10 protein-coding genes, 3 pseudogenes and 1 riboswitch are annotated in these 15,707 nt (G+C 49.4%); of the genes and pseudogenes, 10 read left to right on the forward strand and 3 right to left on the reverse strand.

What is annotated here, in order from left to right; all coding sequences use genetic code 11:
* Positions 1-3: 3 nt before the first annotated feature.
* From ABDK09_06405 to ribB, 5 genes and pseudogenes are all read left to right on the forward strand, one after another.
* Positions 4-702: an aldehyde dehydrogenase family protein gene (locus ABDK09_06405; GenBank protein ID XAW87764.1), complete on the forward strand. Its 699-nt coding sequence runs from the start codon at positions 4-6 to the stop codon at positions 700-702.
* Between the two features lie 72 nt (positions 703-774).
* Positions 775-2,266 (forward strand): annotated as a pseudogene (gene putP, locus ABDK09_06410) (sodium/proline symporter PutP).
* 217 nt (positions 2,267-2,483) lie between these two features.
* Positions 2,484-2,711, forward strand: coding sequence for a hypothetical protein (locus ABDK09_06415; protein XAW87765.1), 228 nt, complete (start codon positions 2,484-2,486; stop codon positions 2,709-2,711).
* 200 nt (positions 2,712-2,911) lie between these two features.
* A pseudogene (locus ABDK09_06420) lies at positions 2,912-4,802 on the forward strand (methyl-accepting chemotaxis protein).
* 296 nt (positions 4,803-5,098) lie between these two features.
* Positions 5,099-5,238: riboswitch (FMN riboswitch) on the forward strand.
* Positions 5,239-5,351: 113 nt separating this feature from the next.
* A pseudogene (ribB, locus tag ABDK09_06425) lies at positions 5,352-6,009 on the forward strand (3,4-dihydroxy-2-butanone-4-phosphate synthase).
* 344 nt (positions 6,010-6,353) lie between these two features.
* Here the strand turns inward: ribB and ABDK09_06430 are convergent.
* Positions 6,354-7,115, reverse strand: a complete 762-nt coding sequence (locus ABDK09_06430) for a hypothetical protein (GenBank protein XAW87766.1) — start codon at positions 7,113-7,115, stop codon at positions 6,354-6,356.
* A gap of 536 nt (positions 7,116-7,651) precedes the next feature.
* Here ABDK09_06430 and ABDK09_06435 point away from each other — a divergent pair.
* The 3 genes from ABDK09_06435 (at position 7,652) to ABDK09_06445 (ending at position 11,171) form a co-directional block, all read left to right on the forward strand.
* A complete protein-coding gene (locus tag ABDK09_06435) occupies positions 7,652-8,971 on the forward strand; it encodes an enterochelin esterase domain-containing protein (GenBank protein ID XAW87767.1) in 1,320 nt (439 codons plus the stop codon).
* A 267-nt stretch (positions 8,972-9,238) separates the two neighbouring features.
* On the forward strand, positions 9,239-10,837 hold the full coding sequence (locus ABDK09_06440; protein ID XAW87768.1) for a TonB-dependent receptor: 1,599 nt from the start codon (positions 9,239-9,241) through the stop codon (positions 10,835-10,837).
* A 43-nt stretch (positions 10,838-10,880) separates the two neighbouring features.
* Positions 10,881-11,171: a TonB-dependent receptor gene (locus ABDK09_06445; protein XAW88481.1), complete on the forward strand. Its 291-nt coding sequence runs from the start codon at positions 10,881-10,883 to the stop codon at positions 11,169-11,171.
* 70 nt (positions 11,172-11,241) lie between these two features.
* Here ABDK09_06445 and ABDK09_06450 read toward each other — a convergent pair whose 3' ends face one another.
* On the reverse strand, positions 11,242-11,853 hold the full coding sequence (locus tag ABDK09_06450; protein ID XAW87769.1) for a LysE family translocator: 612 nt from the start codon (positions 11,851-11,853) through the stop codon (positions 11,242-11,244).
* A 100-nt stretch (positions 11,854-11,953) separates the two neighbouring features.
* Here ABDK09_06450 and ABDK09_06455 point away from each other — a divergent pair, with 100 nt between their 5' ends.
* Entirely contained in the window at positions 11,954-12,832 is an 879-nt protein-coding gene (locus ABDK09_06455) for a LysR family transcriptional regulator (GenBank protein ID XAW87770.1), read from the forward strand.
* A gap of 113 nt (positions 12,833-12,945) precedes the next feature.
* Here ABDK09_06455 and ABDK09_06460 read toward each other — a convergent pair whose 3' ends face one another.
* Positions 12,946-14,205 (reverse strand): hypothetical protein, encoded by a 1,260-nt coding sequence (locus tag ABDK09_06460; GenBank protein XAW87771.1) that lies wholly within the window; start codon positions 14,203-14,205, stop codon positions 12,946-12,948.
* Between the two features lie 428 nt (positions 14,206-14,633).
* On the opposite strand from ABDK09_06460, the gene ABDK09_06465 reads away from it, so the two are divergent.
* The gene (locus ABDK09_06465; protein ID XAW87772.1) at positions 14,634-15,707 is read left to right on the forward strand and encodes a vWA domain-containing protein; all 1,074 of its coding nucleotides are present in this window, start codon (positions 14,634-14,636) and stop codon (positions 15,705-15,707) included.

The following is a 15,707-nucleotide window of genomic DNA, read 5'->3' on the forward strand; positions in this document are numbered from 1 at the left end:
ACCATGGTGCATCAAGTAACTCGTTTTTCTGACGCTTTTTCGGCTTGGGAAAACTGGAATCTGACCGGTTTTGACTCAAAAAATGAGTCATTGCAGTCATTGAAAAATAATTTGCAACGCACGCTGCCGGCAGTGGCGGGTGTGTTTGCTTTTCATCTTCGTCAGGCGGCCACGATGCTGGCGCAACCGCATCTGCTTAATGGCCCGACCGGAGAAACCAACGAACTTTATACTGCAGGGCGCGGTGTTGCCCTGGTCGTTCACGACGACAGCGGTAATGAAGCGAGACTGGCTGTCGCTGCCCAGTTATGTGCTGCGTTAATCGCAGGCAACAGCGTCGTGCTTTGCAGTGACGACACTGAGCTGACAGCCGCATTTAAGGCTGCTTACCAGCAGTCAACAATCCCGGCGAACCTGTTGCAATTTGCTACTCTGGATGCTTATCAGCAATTGATGGATTCAGATATCCGCTGCATGGGTTATGTCGGAAAAACGTCGGTTGAGCGTAGCCTCAACCGTCAGTTAGCCAAACGCCAGGGGGCAATTGTCAGCCTGGTGTCTGAAACGGATTTGGTCCACCTGCCGGTGGCGAACGATCCACATTTAGTGCTGCGTTTTATTACGGAACGCACGCGCACAATAAATATAACAGCAGTGGGTGGTAACGCGACCTTGCTCGAGCTTGGAAACGAGGCCCACTAAACCTTTCTGAACTATTCCCCCTGTCTCTGACGGGGGGACATGGAAGGCGATCTTATACAAGAGGACATATCAATGGAAAATGGTTTTGCCATTACGAGCACCTTTATCGTCTACCTCATTTTGATGTTGGCGATTGGGGTATATGCATATCAGCGAACGAAAAACTCGTCTGATTACTTTTTGGGCGGCCGTTCTTTAGGCCCTTGGCCTGCTGCACTTTCAGCGGGCGCATCTGATATGAGTGGCTGGCTGCTGCTGGGGCTGCCGGGTTATGCTTATGCGGCGGGTATTGAAGCTTTCTGGCTGGCTGGTGGTCTGCTGGCTGGTACTTGGCTGAACTGGCTGGTGACGGCAAAGCGTCTGCGCACCTACAGCATCACCACTGATGCGCTGACTCTGCCAGAGTTTCTGTCACGTCGTTTTAACGACAAATCGAAACTGATTCAAACTATTTCAGCGTTTTTTATCCTTTTGTTCTTCCTTTTCTACACCAGTTCAGGTCTGGTCGCAGGCGGTAAACTGTTTGAAACGGTATTTGGTCTGGATTACACCACCGCGGTTATTATTGGTACCATCTGCGTGGTGTCTTACACGCTGTTCGGTGGTTTCCTGGCGGTATCCTGGACTGACCTGGTACAAGGTCTGCTGATGTCTGCTGCACTGCTTATCGTGCCGATTGCGGCGATGGATGGTGGTCTGATGAAACTTGACCACGATCTTGTGGCAATCAACCCGCAACTGCTGACCATGTGGAACGATGTGAAAGGTGAACCACTCAGTGGTATCGCCATTATTTCTCTCGTCGCCTGGGGGCTTGGCTATTTTGGTCAGCCACACATTCTGGCTCGCTTTAAAGCCACCCGTTCGAACAAAGATCTGACCACAGCACGCCGCATCGCGGTGCTGTGGACCGGCATTTCAATGGTAGGCGCTATGCTGGTGGGTCTGGTTGGTCTGATTTATGTGACTAATACTGGTGGCCTGCAGCTGGATGACGGCGAAAAAATCTTCATGCTGCTGGTGAATGCGATGTTCCATCCGGTTGTCGCGGGTATCCTGCTGGCGGCGATTCTGGCGGCCATCATGAGTACAGCAGACTCACAGCTGCTGGTTTCATCATCAGCACTGGCAGAAGACTTCTACAAACAAGTATTTAAGACAGATGCGACATCAGAAGAGATTGTTCGTGTTGGTCGCCTGGCAGTTATCCTGATTTCTGTCATTGCTCTGGTTTCTGGCCATGACGCCGGACAGTTCGGTACTTGGTCTGGTCTCTTACGCCTGGGCAGGTTTCGGTGCTGCGTTTGGTCCGGCACTGGTGCTGAGCCTGTACTGGTCTCGTATGAACCGTAACGGTGCGCTGGCCGGTATTCTGGTGGGTGGTATCACCATCGTGGTTTGGAAGCAACTGTCTGGCGGTTGGTTTGATGTGTACGAAATCGTTCCGGGAATCATCTTCTCTGCGATTGCAATTGTGGTTGTCAGCCTGACAACAGGTGAGCCGGAAGCAACGGTTCAACAGCAGCACAAGACATTCAAAAAGCACTTGATTGAACTCGATTAAACAACCTTAAGTTGACATGAACGAACAAAGCCTCACCGATGTGGGGCTTTTTTGTACCTGTGTCAGCAAGCGGTCATAGCAGAAACAGTTCGTGCTTGGGCTGTTAATTTTTGTACTTGGCTCACAATTTAAAAAGGAAAGTTTGGGACAATGGAACCAATCGATTCAATATGCGTCAATTGTAATTAATTGAGTAAATTAACAGGAGGAACTCCCCATGCCAGAAGCGTATTGCAGCTGTTGTCGAAAAACCACACCGCACAAAGTTGTAATGAGGCGTTGTCAGACGGAAGTGTCGTCAGGATGGCAGGGGTTCCAGCAATTCATGTCCGCGCTTGTCAATGGTGAGCACTATTACAAGATGGAGAAGCAGGGCTTCTGCCGGGTGTGTAACCAACCTTCAGAATTGTCGGAAGCGGATTTCTCCCGCGCCAGAGTAATCTGAGATTGTGACAGATTGATGGCTCTTGTATCTTAATGCGGGCACTATTTTATGTTTTCTGTTGATAATTAGAGCAGGATCAACTTATTGAATCTGGGTGTGTGTCCTGCATTCCTGCGCCGCATCTTTCGCTACGTAAACCCGGGGCTTTCCGCTAATCTGTCTGTTAATCACGCAGTGAAATAACAAACAGAGGTAGAGCAATGCGGTTAAGTTTAAAGAGAAAAATGGTTTTCTCGGTGGTACTTGCGATAGCACTGACGGCAATCGCTTTAGTGATTGCCAGTTATCACATGTTTCAGCAGGACAGCTGGCGTGCGATTGAAAGTGAAAGCCGAAACACCTTGCGTGCCCATGCCAAAGGTATCGGCGATTGGTTTGCTGATAAGCAACACGCATTGCAGGGCCTGCGTGAGGAAATAGAAGCCAACCCGCAACTCGATCTGGTCCCGCATTTACGCCAGACTTTGCAGTCCGGTTCATTCGGTCTGAGTTACTACGGTAATGAGCAGGGTGAAATGTACCGTCAGGACCCGTCACTCAACAAAGCCGGTTACGATCCCCGTGAACGCGGCTGGTACCAACAAGCCAAACAAGCCGGCCAACCGATTACCACCGATCCTTATGTCAGTGTCACCATGCAAACGCTGGTTGTGACTCTGGCTGATCCTGTGCGTATTAATGGCCAGTTCGCCGGTGTCGCGGCATCCAACCTTGCCTTGAACAAACTGATTGAGGACGTGCTGGCTATTCCGGTTCCGGGTAAAGGTTACGCCATTCTGGTCAATCAGAAAGGTAATATCGTCGCACACCCGAATAAAGACCTGATCCTTAAGACCACTCAGGATATGGCCGCAGGGCTCAGTACGTCGGCTTTGAACGACGCCGCTAAGCAAAACACTCCGCTTGATCTGACCATTGACGGCCGTGAGAAGCTGCTGATGGCCCAGAGTATTGATAATACCGATTGGACTCTGGTCATGGTGATGGATAAAGCCGTGCTGGCGCAGCCACTGAATAGTTTGCTGACGACTCAGTTGCTGATTGGTCTGGGTATTTTGCTGGTGATGGCATTAATCACTTCCTGGTTTGTTGCGCGTCAGCTTAATGAACTCGGTAATATTACAGCGGCATTGACCGATATTGCCGAGGGAGACGGAGATCTGACTCGTCGCCTCAACGTCAAGAGCGAAGACGAAGTGGGTATTCTGGCTGACAAGTTCAACAAGTTTGTTGACCGTCTGCACGTGATGGTGAAAAACGTTCACTCTGTTTCCGTTGCTCTGAATGAGGGCGCCAATCATGCCGCGCGTTTCGGCAGGGCAGCGCGGAGAGCGCATCCGCACCCAGCAGGATGAAATTACCATGGTTGCGACCGCGGTGACTGAGATGGCCTCTGCCACAGCGGAAATTGCCGGTAATGCCGATAATACCGCTAAGCAGGCCAACGAATCGGTCGATCTCGGTGCGCGTGGTTACAAACAGATGCAGCAAAGCAAACAGTCTATCGATCAGCTGGCGCAAGAGCTGAATGGTGCGGTCAATATTATCGGCGACCTAGAAGCGCAGGCGAATGAGATCTCTACCATCTTGTCGACGATTCGCTCTATTGCTGAGCAGACTAACCTGCTGGCGCTGAACGCGGCAATCGAAGCGGCACGGGCCGGCGATCAGGGGCGTGGTTTCGCTGTGGTTGCCGACGAAGTTCGGGTATTGTCGCAGCGCACCCATTCCTCGACAGAAGAGATTCAGACCAAGATTGAGGGGCTGCAAAAAGCGACCGCTAAGGCAGTGAGTGTGATGACGGACAGTCACCGTCTGGTCGAAACCAGTGTAGAGGATGTCAATCTGACCGGCGACAGTCTGCAGGCGATCAGTGAAGCGATTCAACTGATCAGCGATATGGCCACTCAGATTGCTTCAGCTGCCGAGGAGCAATCTCTGGTTACCGCAGATATCAACGGTAATACTGAATCTGTTCGTGAAGTGAGTGACCAGCTAGCCAGTGAGGCGACCGATGCGGTGCAGCAGGCCAAATCGCTGCACAATCTGGCCCAGGAGCTGGATCAGGAGATTTCCCGTTTCCGGCTTTAAAGCGAAGTTTCCCCACCATTGATGAATCAGGGCGCCATGAGCGCCCTTTTTTCGTCGAGAGTATCCGCCTGCAGCGGTACAATTGAAAGCAAACGTCGCGAAAATATCAAAATAAGTCGCACTTATTAACTCAGCCAATATTAAGTCGTGGCAATAATGGTAGCCAGTAATAGCTTCTATTACTTTTTGCTAAATTTCATTGCTGCACTACTTTTCAATCGGCTATGAAAGCACTACCATAGCGGACAGCTTCAGGTTGAAATACTCGGCTGAAGTGGTACACAGTTTAATTTGAATATTATTCTCAGGGCGGGGCGAAATTCCCCACCGGTGGTATACCCTAAGGGTGAGCCCACGAGCGCTCGAGCAATCGAGGTCAGCAGATCTGGTGAGACGCCAGAGCCGACGGTCATAGTCCGGATGAGAGAGAATGACAAATACACCAGCCATCCTGCGTCGGGATTTCCTCGCCTTGGATTTGGTGACTTAGTTTTTGCCTTTTGATCCCTCATAAACAGCCCTGATTCTGGTCATTATTTAGGAGTAACCATGAATCAGCTATCTCTACTTGCCGAATTCGGCGACCCAATTACCCGTGTTGAAAATGCGCTGCAAGCTTTACGTGAAGGGCGCGGTGTCCTGTTGCTTGATGATGAAGATCGTGAGAAACGAAGGTGACATCATCTGCGCAGCAGAAACTCTGACTACAGAGCAAATGGCACTGATGATCCGCGAAGGCAGCGGTATTGTGTGTTTGTGTCTGACTGATGAGCAAGCGGATAAACTCCAACTGCCACCTATGGTCAGTGTCAACGACAGCAAAAACCAGACGGCATTTACTGTTTCGATTGAAGCGCGTCACGGCGTGACAACGGGTGTTTCTGCCAAAGACCGCGTGACCACAGTCAAAACGGCGGCCAACCCGACTGCCCAGCCGGAAGATTTGGCCCGTCCTGGTCACGTATTCCCGCTGCGTGCACGTAAAGGCGGTGTTCTGGCTCGTCGTGGACATACCGAAGGTACCGTAGATCTGATGCAAATGGCTGGTTTGCTGCCATCAGGTGTGCTGTGTGAAGTGACTAACCCGGACGGCACTATGGCCAAAACGCCGGAAATCGTGGCATTTGGTAAACTGCACAACATGCCGGTGCTGACCATCGAAGACATGGTCATGTACCGCATGCAATACGACCTCAAGCTGGCTTAAGTCGTTTTACACTGTAAAGAGCGCGCATCGACGCGCTCTTTTTGATCCCGCCGTTTCGGGGACACACATGATTATAATCAGGACAGTCCCGTCAATCAGCCTTTAGTTCACGGTAAACAGCTCATGCGGTAAACAGTTCACGGGACACACACCTTAAGCATGCAAATAATTTAAAGCACACTCGCCCTTCCAATAATTAAAAGGACACACACTCTAAAAGACTTGAGGTATTCGCAGGGCACTCTTTAAATAAGTTGGGCATCAACAGTTGCAACAACCCTGGTCATTGAATGAAAAAGTTGGCGGTGAATGGTGTCTGTTCCGAGGGCAGGAATGGGGGAGTGTTACGAAATCGAAAGACCGACCAACCGTTTACGATTGAGTGTTGATTTTGCGTCCTGCAATTTGTGATGGCTGCCAATCCAGAGTCGATATTTCCTCTCCAGCCCGGAACACAGGGCAAGACATTCTCGCTGTTGCAGTGATAAGCGCCGCAAAATCTCTGGTTGGTACGCATCAATGCGTCCTGGTTTATCATTTCTTAATTGCCGACCGACCCAGTCAACCAATTCTATGTAATCAAGCAGACGAAACGGAAGCCCAAATGCTGTGTTTGGTTGCTGCTCACCAATAAAGTCGGATAGAGGAAAGGCGGTGTGTTGGCCTTGGTCTAACTTATCCAGCCGGTTTTTGATAGATGTATATTCTGATTTCTCAGGTGTGTCGGCCATATTGGAACGAATCGGATTAAGGTCGACATAGGCCATTGCCGCGAGCAGCGCTTTGTCATCCAAAAGTGCCTGCGATCTAAAGCGCCCCTCCCAAAAACGGCCAGTGCATTCATCTTCTCTGTTGGCCTGCAGCGCAATGTCGTAGTTGAGCTCTTTCATAAACCAACTCAGGGAGTGTAAGCGGTCCCGCCAAGTATTGATGATGTTGTGACAGGTTTGCTTTTCAAGCTCAGAACTGAGTTGGTCCGTTAAAAAACGGCTAATGATTTCAGGGAGTTGATGCTCTGTTGCCCAACGCTCAATTACCTCAGTGTTACTCAGCGACGCCGCAGTGTCTTGGTCAATATAAGCGATCAAATGGTAATGATTGCTCATTACGGCGTACGCACAGATACGAATACAATATATTTGCGCCAGGGACAGAATACGCTGTTCTACCCAGTCGCGGCGGTGTTCATAAGATTGCCCGGAAAGCGGATCATATCCACACAGGTAAGAGCGTCTGACGCAACGCGACACGCAGTGGTAGTAGGGAGTGATGTCCGGGCGAATCAGTTGGCTGCGGGCGGTAGTCATACATACTCCATATGGAACAAGTTAATTGAAGGATGGAGTATGTTGTCTCCAAGCGCCGCAGGTGATGAGGCCATTTTCGAGTGACTTCACAACATCAACGGCTCATTTGTGTCGAACGAGTTTGACTGAGCGCGAAGCTCGCAAAGGTGTGTGTCCTTCTCACACACACTTCCCACATTCTGACCCTCCTGCAACGACAAGATCGTTCGCATTTATAAGATTTACTTAGTTTATTAATAAATACCCGACGGCTTTCTTTACCTTATGAATTTAATTTGTATAATACGAATGATAATAATTACCATTTTTGTTTTGTTTTAATTAAGGTGTCTATCTTGAACTCCCTTTTCTTCTCTGCGTTGGTTATCTCCTCTCTCACAACGACGCCGGTGAACCGGCAATTTGAAGTATCGGAACCAGTAGCGATTAATATTGAAACCGATCAACTGAGCTATTTTCGAGGTATTCTGACTAGTGATAGACCCCTCAAATCCGCTGTGATTCGCAATCCCGGTGGCCAGGTCATCAAGTCACTGTTGTCTGAGGGAGAGCAGGAAAGTGAGATTTATTGGCTGGCTCCAGGACCAAACGACTATCTGCTAGAAATTCATCCATTTGCGCAACAAGCGGCGCAAATCTCGCTTGAGTTGACCACACTCAAACTGAAAGATGATCAAACGGTTTCTCCGCCTCAAGAGCTGATCAGCCCGTTGTTGCTGTCTGCACGCAGAGATATCGCTGCTGGTAAGGCCGGAGCACTGGCGAATTTTTGGCAGCAAATTGAACGCTCGGGCACGCCTTTGGTTGAGCCTGCAAATGACGGACAACAACTGGTCACATTTTTGTGGCGCGGAGAGGCTGCCAACGTGCGCGTGCTAGGCAGTCCCTATGACGGACACACCCATCTGAGCCGTCTACCGGACAGTGATATCTGGTACAAAAGTTATACGCTACCGGATGATGCCCGTTTTTCTTACCGCATCGCGCCTAATGTACCGCAACTCGACTCGTCACAACTGGCACCAAACAGTTATGAACAACGCAGGGCGGTGCTGGCGACCAGCCAGGCCGATCCGCTTAATCACCAGCCTCAGTTTGCTAGCGAGGACACACGCTTTGGAGCTGCCTCGACTCTAACCCTCTCCAAGGCGCCTAATGGTGAGATTGCTCTTGAGCAGGGCAACCCGTCGGGCAGCGTAACTCATTACCGCTATCACAGTGCTAGCTTAAACAATGATCGCTCTATCAGCATTTATACCCCTAATGCGAAATATGCGCTCACGCCGCAATCGCCTCTGCTGATCCTGTTTGACGGGGATGCTTATCTAGGACGAGTACCGACACCAACTATTCTTGACAACCTGATTGCGCAGCAAAAGATTCCGGCCATGCGAGCGGTGTTTATCAACAATCCGCTGCCCAGTTTGCGCGGCAAGGAACTGACACCTAATAGCGAGTTTGCTGACTTTATGGCGCGTGAGTTCAAACCTTACCTGTGTCGGGTTCATCAAATCTGTCCGGCGGGCCAAGACACCATTCTGTCCGGTTCCAGTTTTGGCGGTCTGGCCTCATTGGCGATAGCACTCCAGTACCCGGCGGCATTTGGCAAAGTGCTGAGTCAGTCGGGCTCGTTTCTGGTGGTGTCAGGACGGTGAAGATGAATTATGGATAACTCAGCAACTCAATAACCAGTCGAAGAAAAATATTGAAATCTACCTCAATGCCGGCGTGTTTGAGCAAGGTTCAAGTGACAGTGGTATTTTGCAAACCAACCGGACTGCTTACGCCGAACTCAAAAACCAAGGCTACCCCGTAATCTTTGAAGAAGTTTCCGGAGGACATGACTACTTCTCATGGCGAGTCATGTTGTCTCATGGATTAACTCAGCTTTTTAAACACCAATAATAAGGACGTCAGATACAATGAAATTATCTCTATTAAGCTGCGCAGTAGTTGCCGCTTGTTTCTCTGCAGCGGCAGCAGCTGAGAGTGCCCAGAATGATAATACGGAAGTGATGGTGGTGACCGCCACCAAAAATCAGACCTCATTGCGTGAGGCACCAGCCTCTATCAGTGTGATCGACAATGAAGAGATAAACCGTATCCCGGTCAATGACGTGGCCAGTGTGCTGGAGCGAGTTCCTGGGGTTCAGGTTTCAAGGACTTCGGGCAGTGAGCCTTACATCTCTATCCGCGGTTTGAAAAACAACAATGCTGCCCGCGATAACTACACATTACTATTGATAAACGGTCGCCGTATTACTTCGGCTGAGACTCTGGTGCGCGGTGCAACTTTTGATTTCTCCAGTATCCCGATGAGTGCCATTGACCACATCGAGGTAATCCGTGGCCCGATGTCATCGCTGTATGGTAGTGATGCGATTGGTGGTGTGGTGAACGTCATTCTTAAGCAGCCTACCGATGATACCCAGGTTAGTGCCAGCTTGACCTATTCCCACCCGGAAGATGGCGGCGGCGCGATGAAAAAAGGCAACGTGTTTGTCAGCGGTACCGCGTTACCAGACAAGCTGTTGTACACAGTGACAGCTGAAATGAGCAAGCAGGATGATTGGTTCCCGGACGATGTGAACAGCTCGAATACTTTCGTTGGCAATGCTGAAGAAGAGCGTACAGGTTTGCATACCTCGTTGACTTGGCTGGTGAATGACGCTAACACCTTGTTGCTTGACGCTGGGTATATGAAAAATGACCGTACTTTCCCTGAAGAAGATAAGGACGATACCAGCGATGACATCATTTCTAACAGCAAGAAATATACGCTTGGACTAGGTCATCAAGGTTTGTGGGATTGGGGGGACAGCGATGTCTATTACCTGTACGAGCGTACAAAGGTCTACGACGATAACCCGCATCCATTACTAGGGGTGACCAATGCGAAACAGCAAAACCATTCGTTGGATACCAAAATTAGCCTGACGAATTTTGAGCGTCAGGTCATCACCACAGGTTTTGATGTCAGCCATTCCGCGATCAATATTGACCAGAATTATGATGGCACGCAGACGACAGGCCAACAGGCTGTGTTCCTGCAAGACGAGATCAGTCTGACGCAAACCATGACGGCAACGTTAAGCGGACGTTTCACCCATCATAATGAGTTTGGCAGTGAATTCACCCCACGTGCGTATCTGGTTTACAGCCCGACGAATCGTGTCACCCTGAAAGGGGGCTATGCTGAAGGCTTCAAGACCCCGACGATTTACCAATCTTCAGACGAGTTTACGTTGGTCAGCTGTGGTGGCTCTTGTTACCTGACTGGCAACCCGGATCTCAAAGCAGAAACGTCGAAAAGCTATGAGTTTGCAGCCAGTTATTCGGGCGATCAGTGGTTTGCTCAAGCAACCACTTTCTTCAATGAAGTTACGGATATGATTGACCGTGATACGTCAACTCGTTCCACGGGCTGGATTACCTATCAAAATATCGATAAAGCGCAAACCAAAGGCGTTGAGCTGGAGGGTGAAGTTGACTTGAGCGAAGAGTTTCGCGTTATCGGCTAATGCGACTTACACGCACGCCAAAGACAAGACCGACGATATTAGCCTGGAAAATGTGCCACGCTGGTTGTCGAATGTGACTTTGAACTGGTATGCCAGCGAACGTGTTTCTCTGTACACCTCGGCAAACTACACCGGTAAGCAGTGGGATGGCGATACCTGGTTGGATCCTTACGTTACTGCCAATATTGGTGGTAGCTATAAGTTCAATCAACAATGGACCATTAAAGCTGGGGTCACGAACCTGTTGGATGAAAATTTGGAATCGGATGATCAGGATTATTCCGAAAGCCTGGTTGGCCGCACTTACTTTGTCACGTTGGATATGGCACTGTAACGAGTATTAACCAAACTTGGTAAATAAAGGCGCACAGTGCTAACTGCTGCGCCTTTTGTTGCTTTTATGCCTATACAGATGTGGACAGAGTAATGCCAAACGTTATTAATCCTAATCCGCAAATCTGATTGATACGGTGGCCAAATTTTTGCAGCCACTCAACCATGCGCGCAGAGGTAATCAGATACGCCACTAAGGCGAACCACGCTGTGTGCAGCAGTGCCAGATAAGCGCCGTAAGCGATGACAAAGGACTGACTGACCGGCGGTTTAGTAATCAGCTGGCCGAATACACTGAGAAAAAACAGCATGGTTTTCGGATTAAGCGCATTGCACAAAAAACCTTGTAATAGGTAGCCACCTGGGTGGTTTTGGCGACGTTGAGCGGGCTCAGAAGGCAATCTTAGTCTGGTACTCATCAGCCCTGATACGCCAAGGTAGATCAGATATGCGGCGCCAGCGTATTTCACAATGCTTAACACCAGTGGATTGTGTGAGACCAGGTGACTGATCCCTATCATCGAGTACGTGATGTGGACACACACTCCCAGCCCGATACCTAATGCGGTTAACAGGCCGGCTTTTCTGCCGGACAGACTGCTGTTTTTAAAGACCAGCACAAAGTCGGCACCAGGGCTGACCACAATTAACAGCCCGAAAATGGCAAGACTGAACCACTCCATGTTTTCTCCTTGAAGGTTGAATAAGACCCGGCAATTGTATCGATCTGACGGCAGGTTATAATCGAAATAAAAGCAGCTAATATGTGAGGAAAATTCACACATGAGACATTTAAAAGCCTTCTATGTGTTCCACGTCGCCGCTGAGTCAGACAATTACAGCCAGGCCGCAGATAAGTTGCACATTACCCATGGCGCAGTGAGTAAACAGATTAAGTCGTTAGAGAGTCATTTAGCGCAAATGCTGTTTTACAAGCATGGGCGGAGTATGCGTCTGACCGCGGAAGGCAAGTTGCTCAAACAGTACACCGATATGGCATTTAGTGCCTTGAATGCCGGAGTGAACAAACTGGCGCGGGACAGTCATCGCTCACTGGAGATCTCATGTGAACCGACTTTAACTATGCGCTGGCTGATGCCGCGCCTGTCGGATTTTTACCAGCACAGCGGGATCGATGTACGGTTGTCTACCGCCGGAGGTCCGGTGATTTTGGAGCAATCGGGGTTGAGTCTGGCTATCCGGCGTAATGATTTTGTCATCAATCCTGATTATACAGGGCATGACTTGGTGGCTGAGTGGGTTGGGCCAGTATTTTCATCGCAATACTGGAGTAAAGTTCAGCATGCACTGGATGATGTCGTGTTGTTGCACAGTGAAACCCGGCCCGCTGCCTGGCAGGAGTGGCTTAGCCAAAGCACGTTGAGGATGGATTTAAGCCAGTCAAAATCGTTCGGGCATTTTTACTTTTGTCTGCAAGCTGCAACGGATGGTCTGGGCGCGGCAATAGGTTCTTATCCGTTGGTCGCTGATGATTTAAAGAGTGGTCGCCTGATAGCGCCGTTTGGTTTTGTCCCTTCAGGATATCGCTATATTTTGCTGAGTTACTCGGCACTGCTGACCCAAAATGAGCAGCAGTTTTTGCAGTGGCTGCATAAGAAAATGGTGGCTTGTCAGCCAGACATTTCAGTTCAGGCTGGTTAGCCAAGCACTGTGCCAGTATAGGTACAGTGCTTGTGAGAAACGTTTAAGTGGGCATTTATTTGGCCACGGTTAACGCTTGAGTATCCTGTTGTGACGCCACTTTAGAGGCTGGTTCATTCTGGCTTTGTGCTGGAGGCTGAGTTTCCCGTTGCTGGCGTGGATGAAGTGGTGGTAATCACTGTTTCTACCGTTTTGCTGTATGACTCGAGAAGTTTAGACAAGCGCTCGCTCAGCTCTTTCTCGTTTTTCAGCGCAGTCTGGCTTGTTTTCAGTTCTGCCTGGACGGTCTGCAGTTTATCCTTGAGTGATTGCAGCTCCTGATCGCGACTGCTGAGTTGCTGCGCCAGATCATCGCTTTGGCTCGAAGCTTCACTTTCACGCGTTTGCAAAGAGGTGAGGATAGCTTTGGCCTGCTTGCCTAGCGATTGATTACGGTAGTCCGCACCATCGATTTGCTGTGAAATCTCCAGCAAAGATTTCTCATAGTTCAGTACTACCGGCTCAAAACTGCGGTTTTTCACCAGAGAAAGTCGGGTTACTTCGTCCGCCACACTGACGGTATGATCCAACTCGAATTCAGCTGTTTGTACCGCTTGTTCGATGGCTTTGAAATCACGCGAATCGGTTTTGATGGTCAGCTCAACTTTAGCGACTTCCGCTTCTGCCCGTTTATAGGTTTGCGGCACCTGGAAATTCAGCTTAGTGGTGCGAAACTCCAGCAGCTTTGCCTTTAACGGTGTCACGTATTTTTTCAGGACGACTTTGATTTCCAGCTGCTTGGCCTTATCCAGAAATTTCACCTGAGCAAACTGAGCCTCGTTCAGCTCATTTTCGTCGATATATCTGAATAGTTTCAGGTAGCTGGCGTGGATTTGGCTGTAATCTGAGGCGTATGCTGTTTTGGCATCCAACTGGTCGAGATAATCCATTTGTGAGATGGAATCGGCAAGTAACTCATCGGCTTGTGCTTTCAGCTGAGTTAACTGTTGGTACAGAGTTTTCGTTTCTCCTAACAGCTCCATGTACTTTTCAGCATACGTCGCAGAGCCGAAGATGGAATAGTCTTCGGTGGTTTCACTCGGATCCTCAACAATGTCGTTGTAAACCTCAGTGGTCTCTTCCCAGGCATCCTGCAGATCACGAACTTTACCTGGTGAGTAAAGCTTAAAGGACTCTAGATCGGCCAGAGTCTCGTGCCACTTACTTTGCTCGGCTTTAATTTGCTCGAACAGCGTGAACGCATCTGTTTGAGTGGCGACTTGCTGATGGTTCGTCGTATCCGGCGCGGAACTCTGCGTATTACCTGTGCTTTGACAACCTGCCAGCGCAGAAACAATCACGCCAGCCACTGCTGCTGTTTTGAATAACTTCATATGAATAGCTCTATTATTGTTAAGTTTATCGGGATAGTAATTATTATTTGATTCATTTCTGAGTCCTTGAGTCTCTCATTTTTAAGACGATTGATCATCCATTTATCATGTTTTTGATGTATCGATGAGATTTTCGCAGCGTGTCTGTGTTTCAGGGGTATTGGTTAAGCGGGACACACGCTTATATCACTCACATTTTTAGGCGTGTGTCCTCGTTGTGAGTGCTTGCTATTAGTAGGGGCTGGAAAGTGTATGTCCTAAATAAATGTGTGCAAATAAATGCGGCTGACCGTTAACGGTTATGGATGCTTAACTCACGGAGATTCTTATTAACGTGACAGCTCAATAATTGACAATTATTCACCAGGTAAATATTATCGCCGCCTTGTATTAATAGTTATGTCATTTATCTGGGTATGGTGCGCGGTTTGAAAAGCATTCGCTTTGGTTTGTTGTCTGTATTGCTGGCGTTACATGCTGTGGGGTATGCCGATGAACCAAGCAAGCAGGAGCGCAGTTTTCGGGCTAAAGGCGAATGGCACAAAGACATTTTGTACAGCGACTCAGATTCAAGCCGTATCTGGCTGCAGTATGCTTATAAAGCCTGGTCATTGATGGGGGAACCGGTCGAGCATTGTATTGTGAAATGGTCCCTGAGTGAGTCTGCACGTTTCAACTTGTATAATCCGTATACTAAGCAGATTGAAACCGTTGCCCCGCCGCGCGATGTACTGATGAAAGCCCGCCTGCATTTTCGTGATATTGAAGTCAGTATCGATAGTGTTAATAAGGTTCGATGTGATGGCGGTGCAGTCGGCAGGCCTGGTTTACGCGGTCTGTTAGGCACAGAAATAACTCCGGCTCCGGCGAGTTTTAATAGCCCGGGCTCACCGAATTGGAACCAGTTTTTTCTTTCCTCTGCACTGATCGGCACCGAGCAGCGTGATGGTCGCCGCTATCTGGACGAATCGCAGGCCAAACAGCTATTTAAGCGCCTGATGGGACAGAACAGAAACCTGACGTTTTGGGACGTAAAGGTGATCGATGCACAGCTCGATATCAGCGGAATCAAACGCTGGTTTCTGGCCGAGGCTAAACAGCGGGCTGAGAAAAATCAATCCAAATCGCCAAGCAAGCCACCATTGAAAGCGGCCGTGCCGGGCAGCGAGAAGAGGCCAAGTCATCCTGCATCCGGCTCAAATACAGTGAGTACTCACTCTTCTGGTGCGGGCAATAATGCATCGCAACCTTCTGCTTTCAACCCGCTCTCTTCTGAGCCACCCGGGCGAGTAACCCATCAGGCCACGATCAGTGGTGCGTCTGTTCCGTCAGAGCCAAGCAGTGCGCAAGCGGCTGCCAGCATGTTACTGCTGATAGATACCTCGGGAAGTATGGGTGGTACGAGACTGAAAGAGGCTAAACACGCCGCCATCGAATTAATCAAAAAGTCAGTGCGCAGCAATACCGAAGTCTCTGTTTCTGGCATTCAGCGGCACCTGTGA

The sequence above is a fragment of the Vibrio sp. CDRSL-10 TSBA genome (genome assembly GCA_039696685.1).
In the GTDB taxonomy this organism is placed as follows: domain Bacteria; phylum Pseudomonadota; class Gammaproteobacteria; order Enterobacterales; family Vibrionaceae; genus Vibrio.

Coding starts and splice junctions, on each gene's coding strand:
- ABDK09_06450 (XAW87769.1), bottom strand. CDS start 11,853: ATGGAGTGGTTCAGTCTTGCCATTTTCGGGCTGTTAATTGTGGTCAGC.
- ABDK09_06430 (XAW87766.1), bottom strand. CDS start 7,115: ATGAGCAATCATTACCATTTGATCGCTTATATTGACCAAGACACTGCG.
- ABDK09_06440 (XAW87768.1), top strand. CDS start 9,239: ATGAAATTATCTCTATTAAGCTGCGCAGTAGTTGCCGCTTGTTTCTCT.
- ABDK09_06415 (XAW87765.1), top strand. CDS start 2,484: ATGCCAGAAGCGTATTGCAGCTGTTGTCGAAAAACCACACCGCACAAA.
- ABDK09_06455 (XAW87770.1), top strand. CDS start 11,954: ATGAGACATTTAAAAGCCTTCTATGTGTTCCACGTCGCCGCTGAGTCA.
- ABDK09_06460 (XAW87771.1), bottom strand. CDS start 14,205: ATGAAGTTATTCAAAACAGCAGCAGTGGCTGGCGTGATTGTTTCTGCG.
- ABDK09_06405 (XAW87764.1), top strand. CDS start 4: ATGGTGCATCAAGTAACTCGTTTTTCTGACGCTTTTTCGGCTTGGGAA.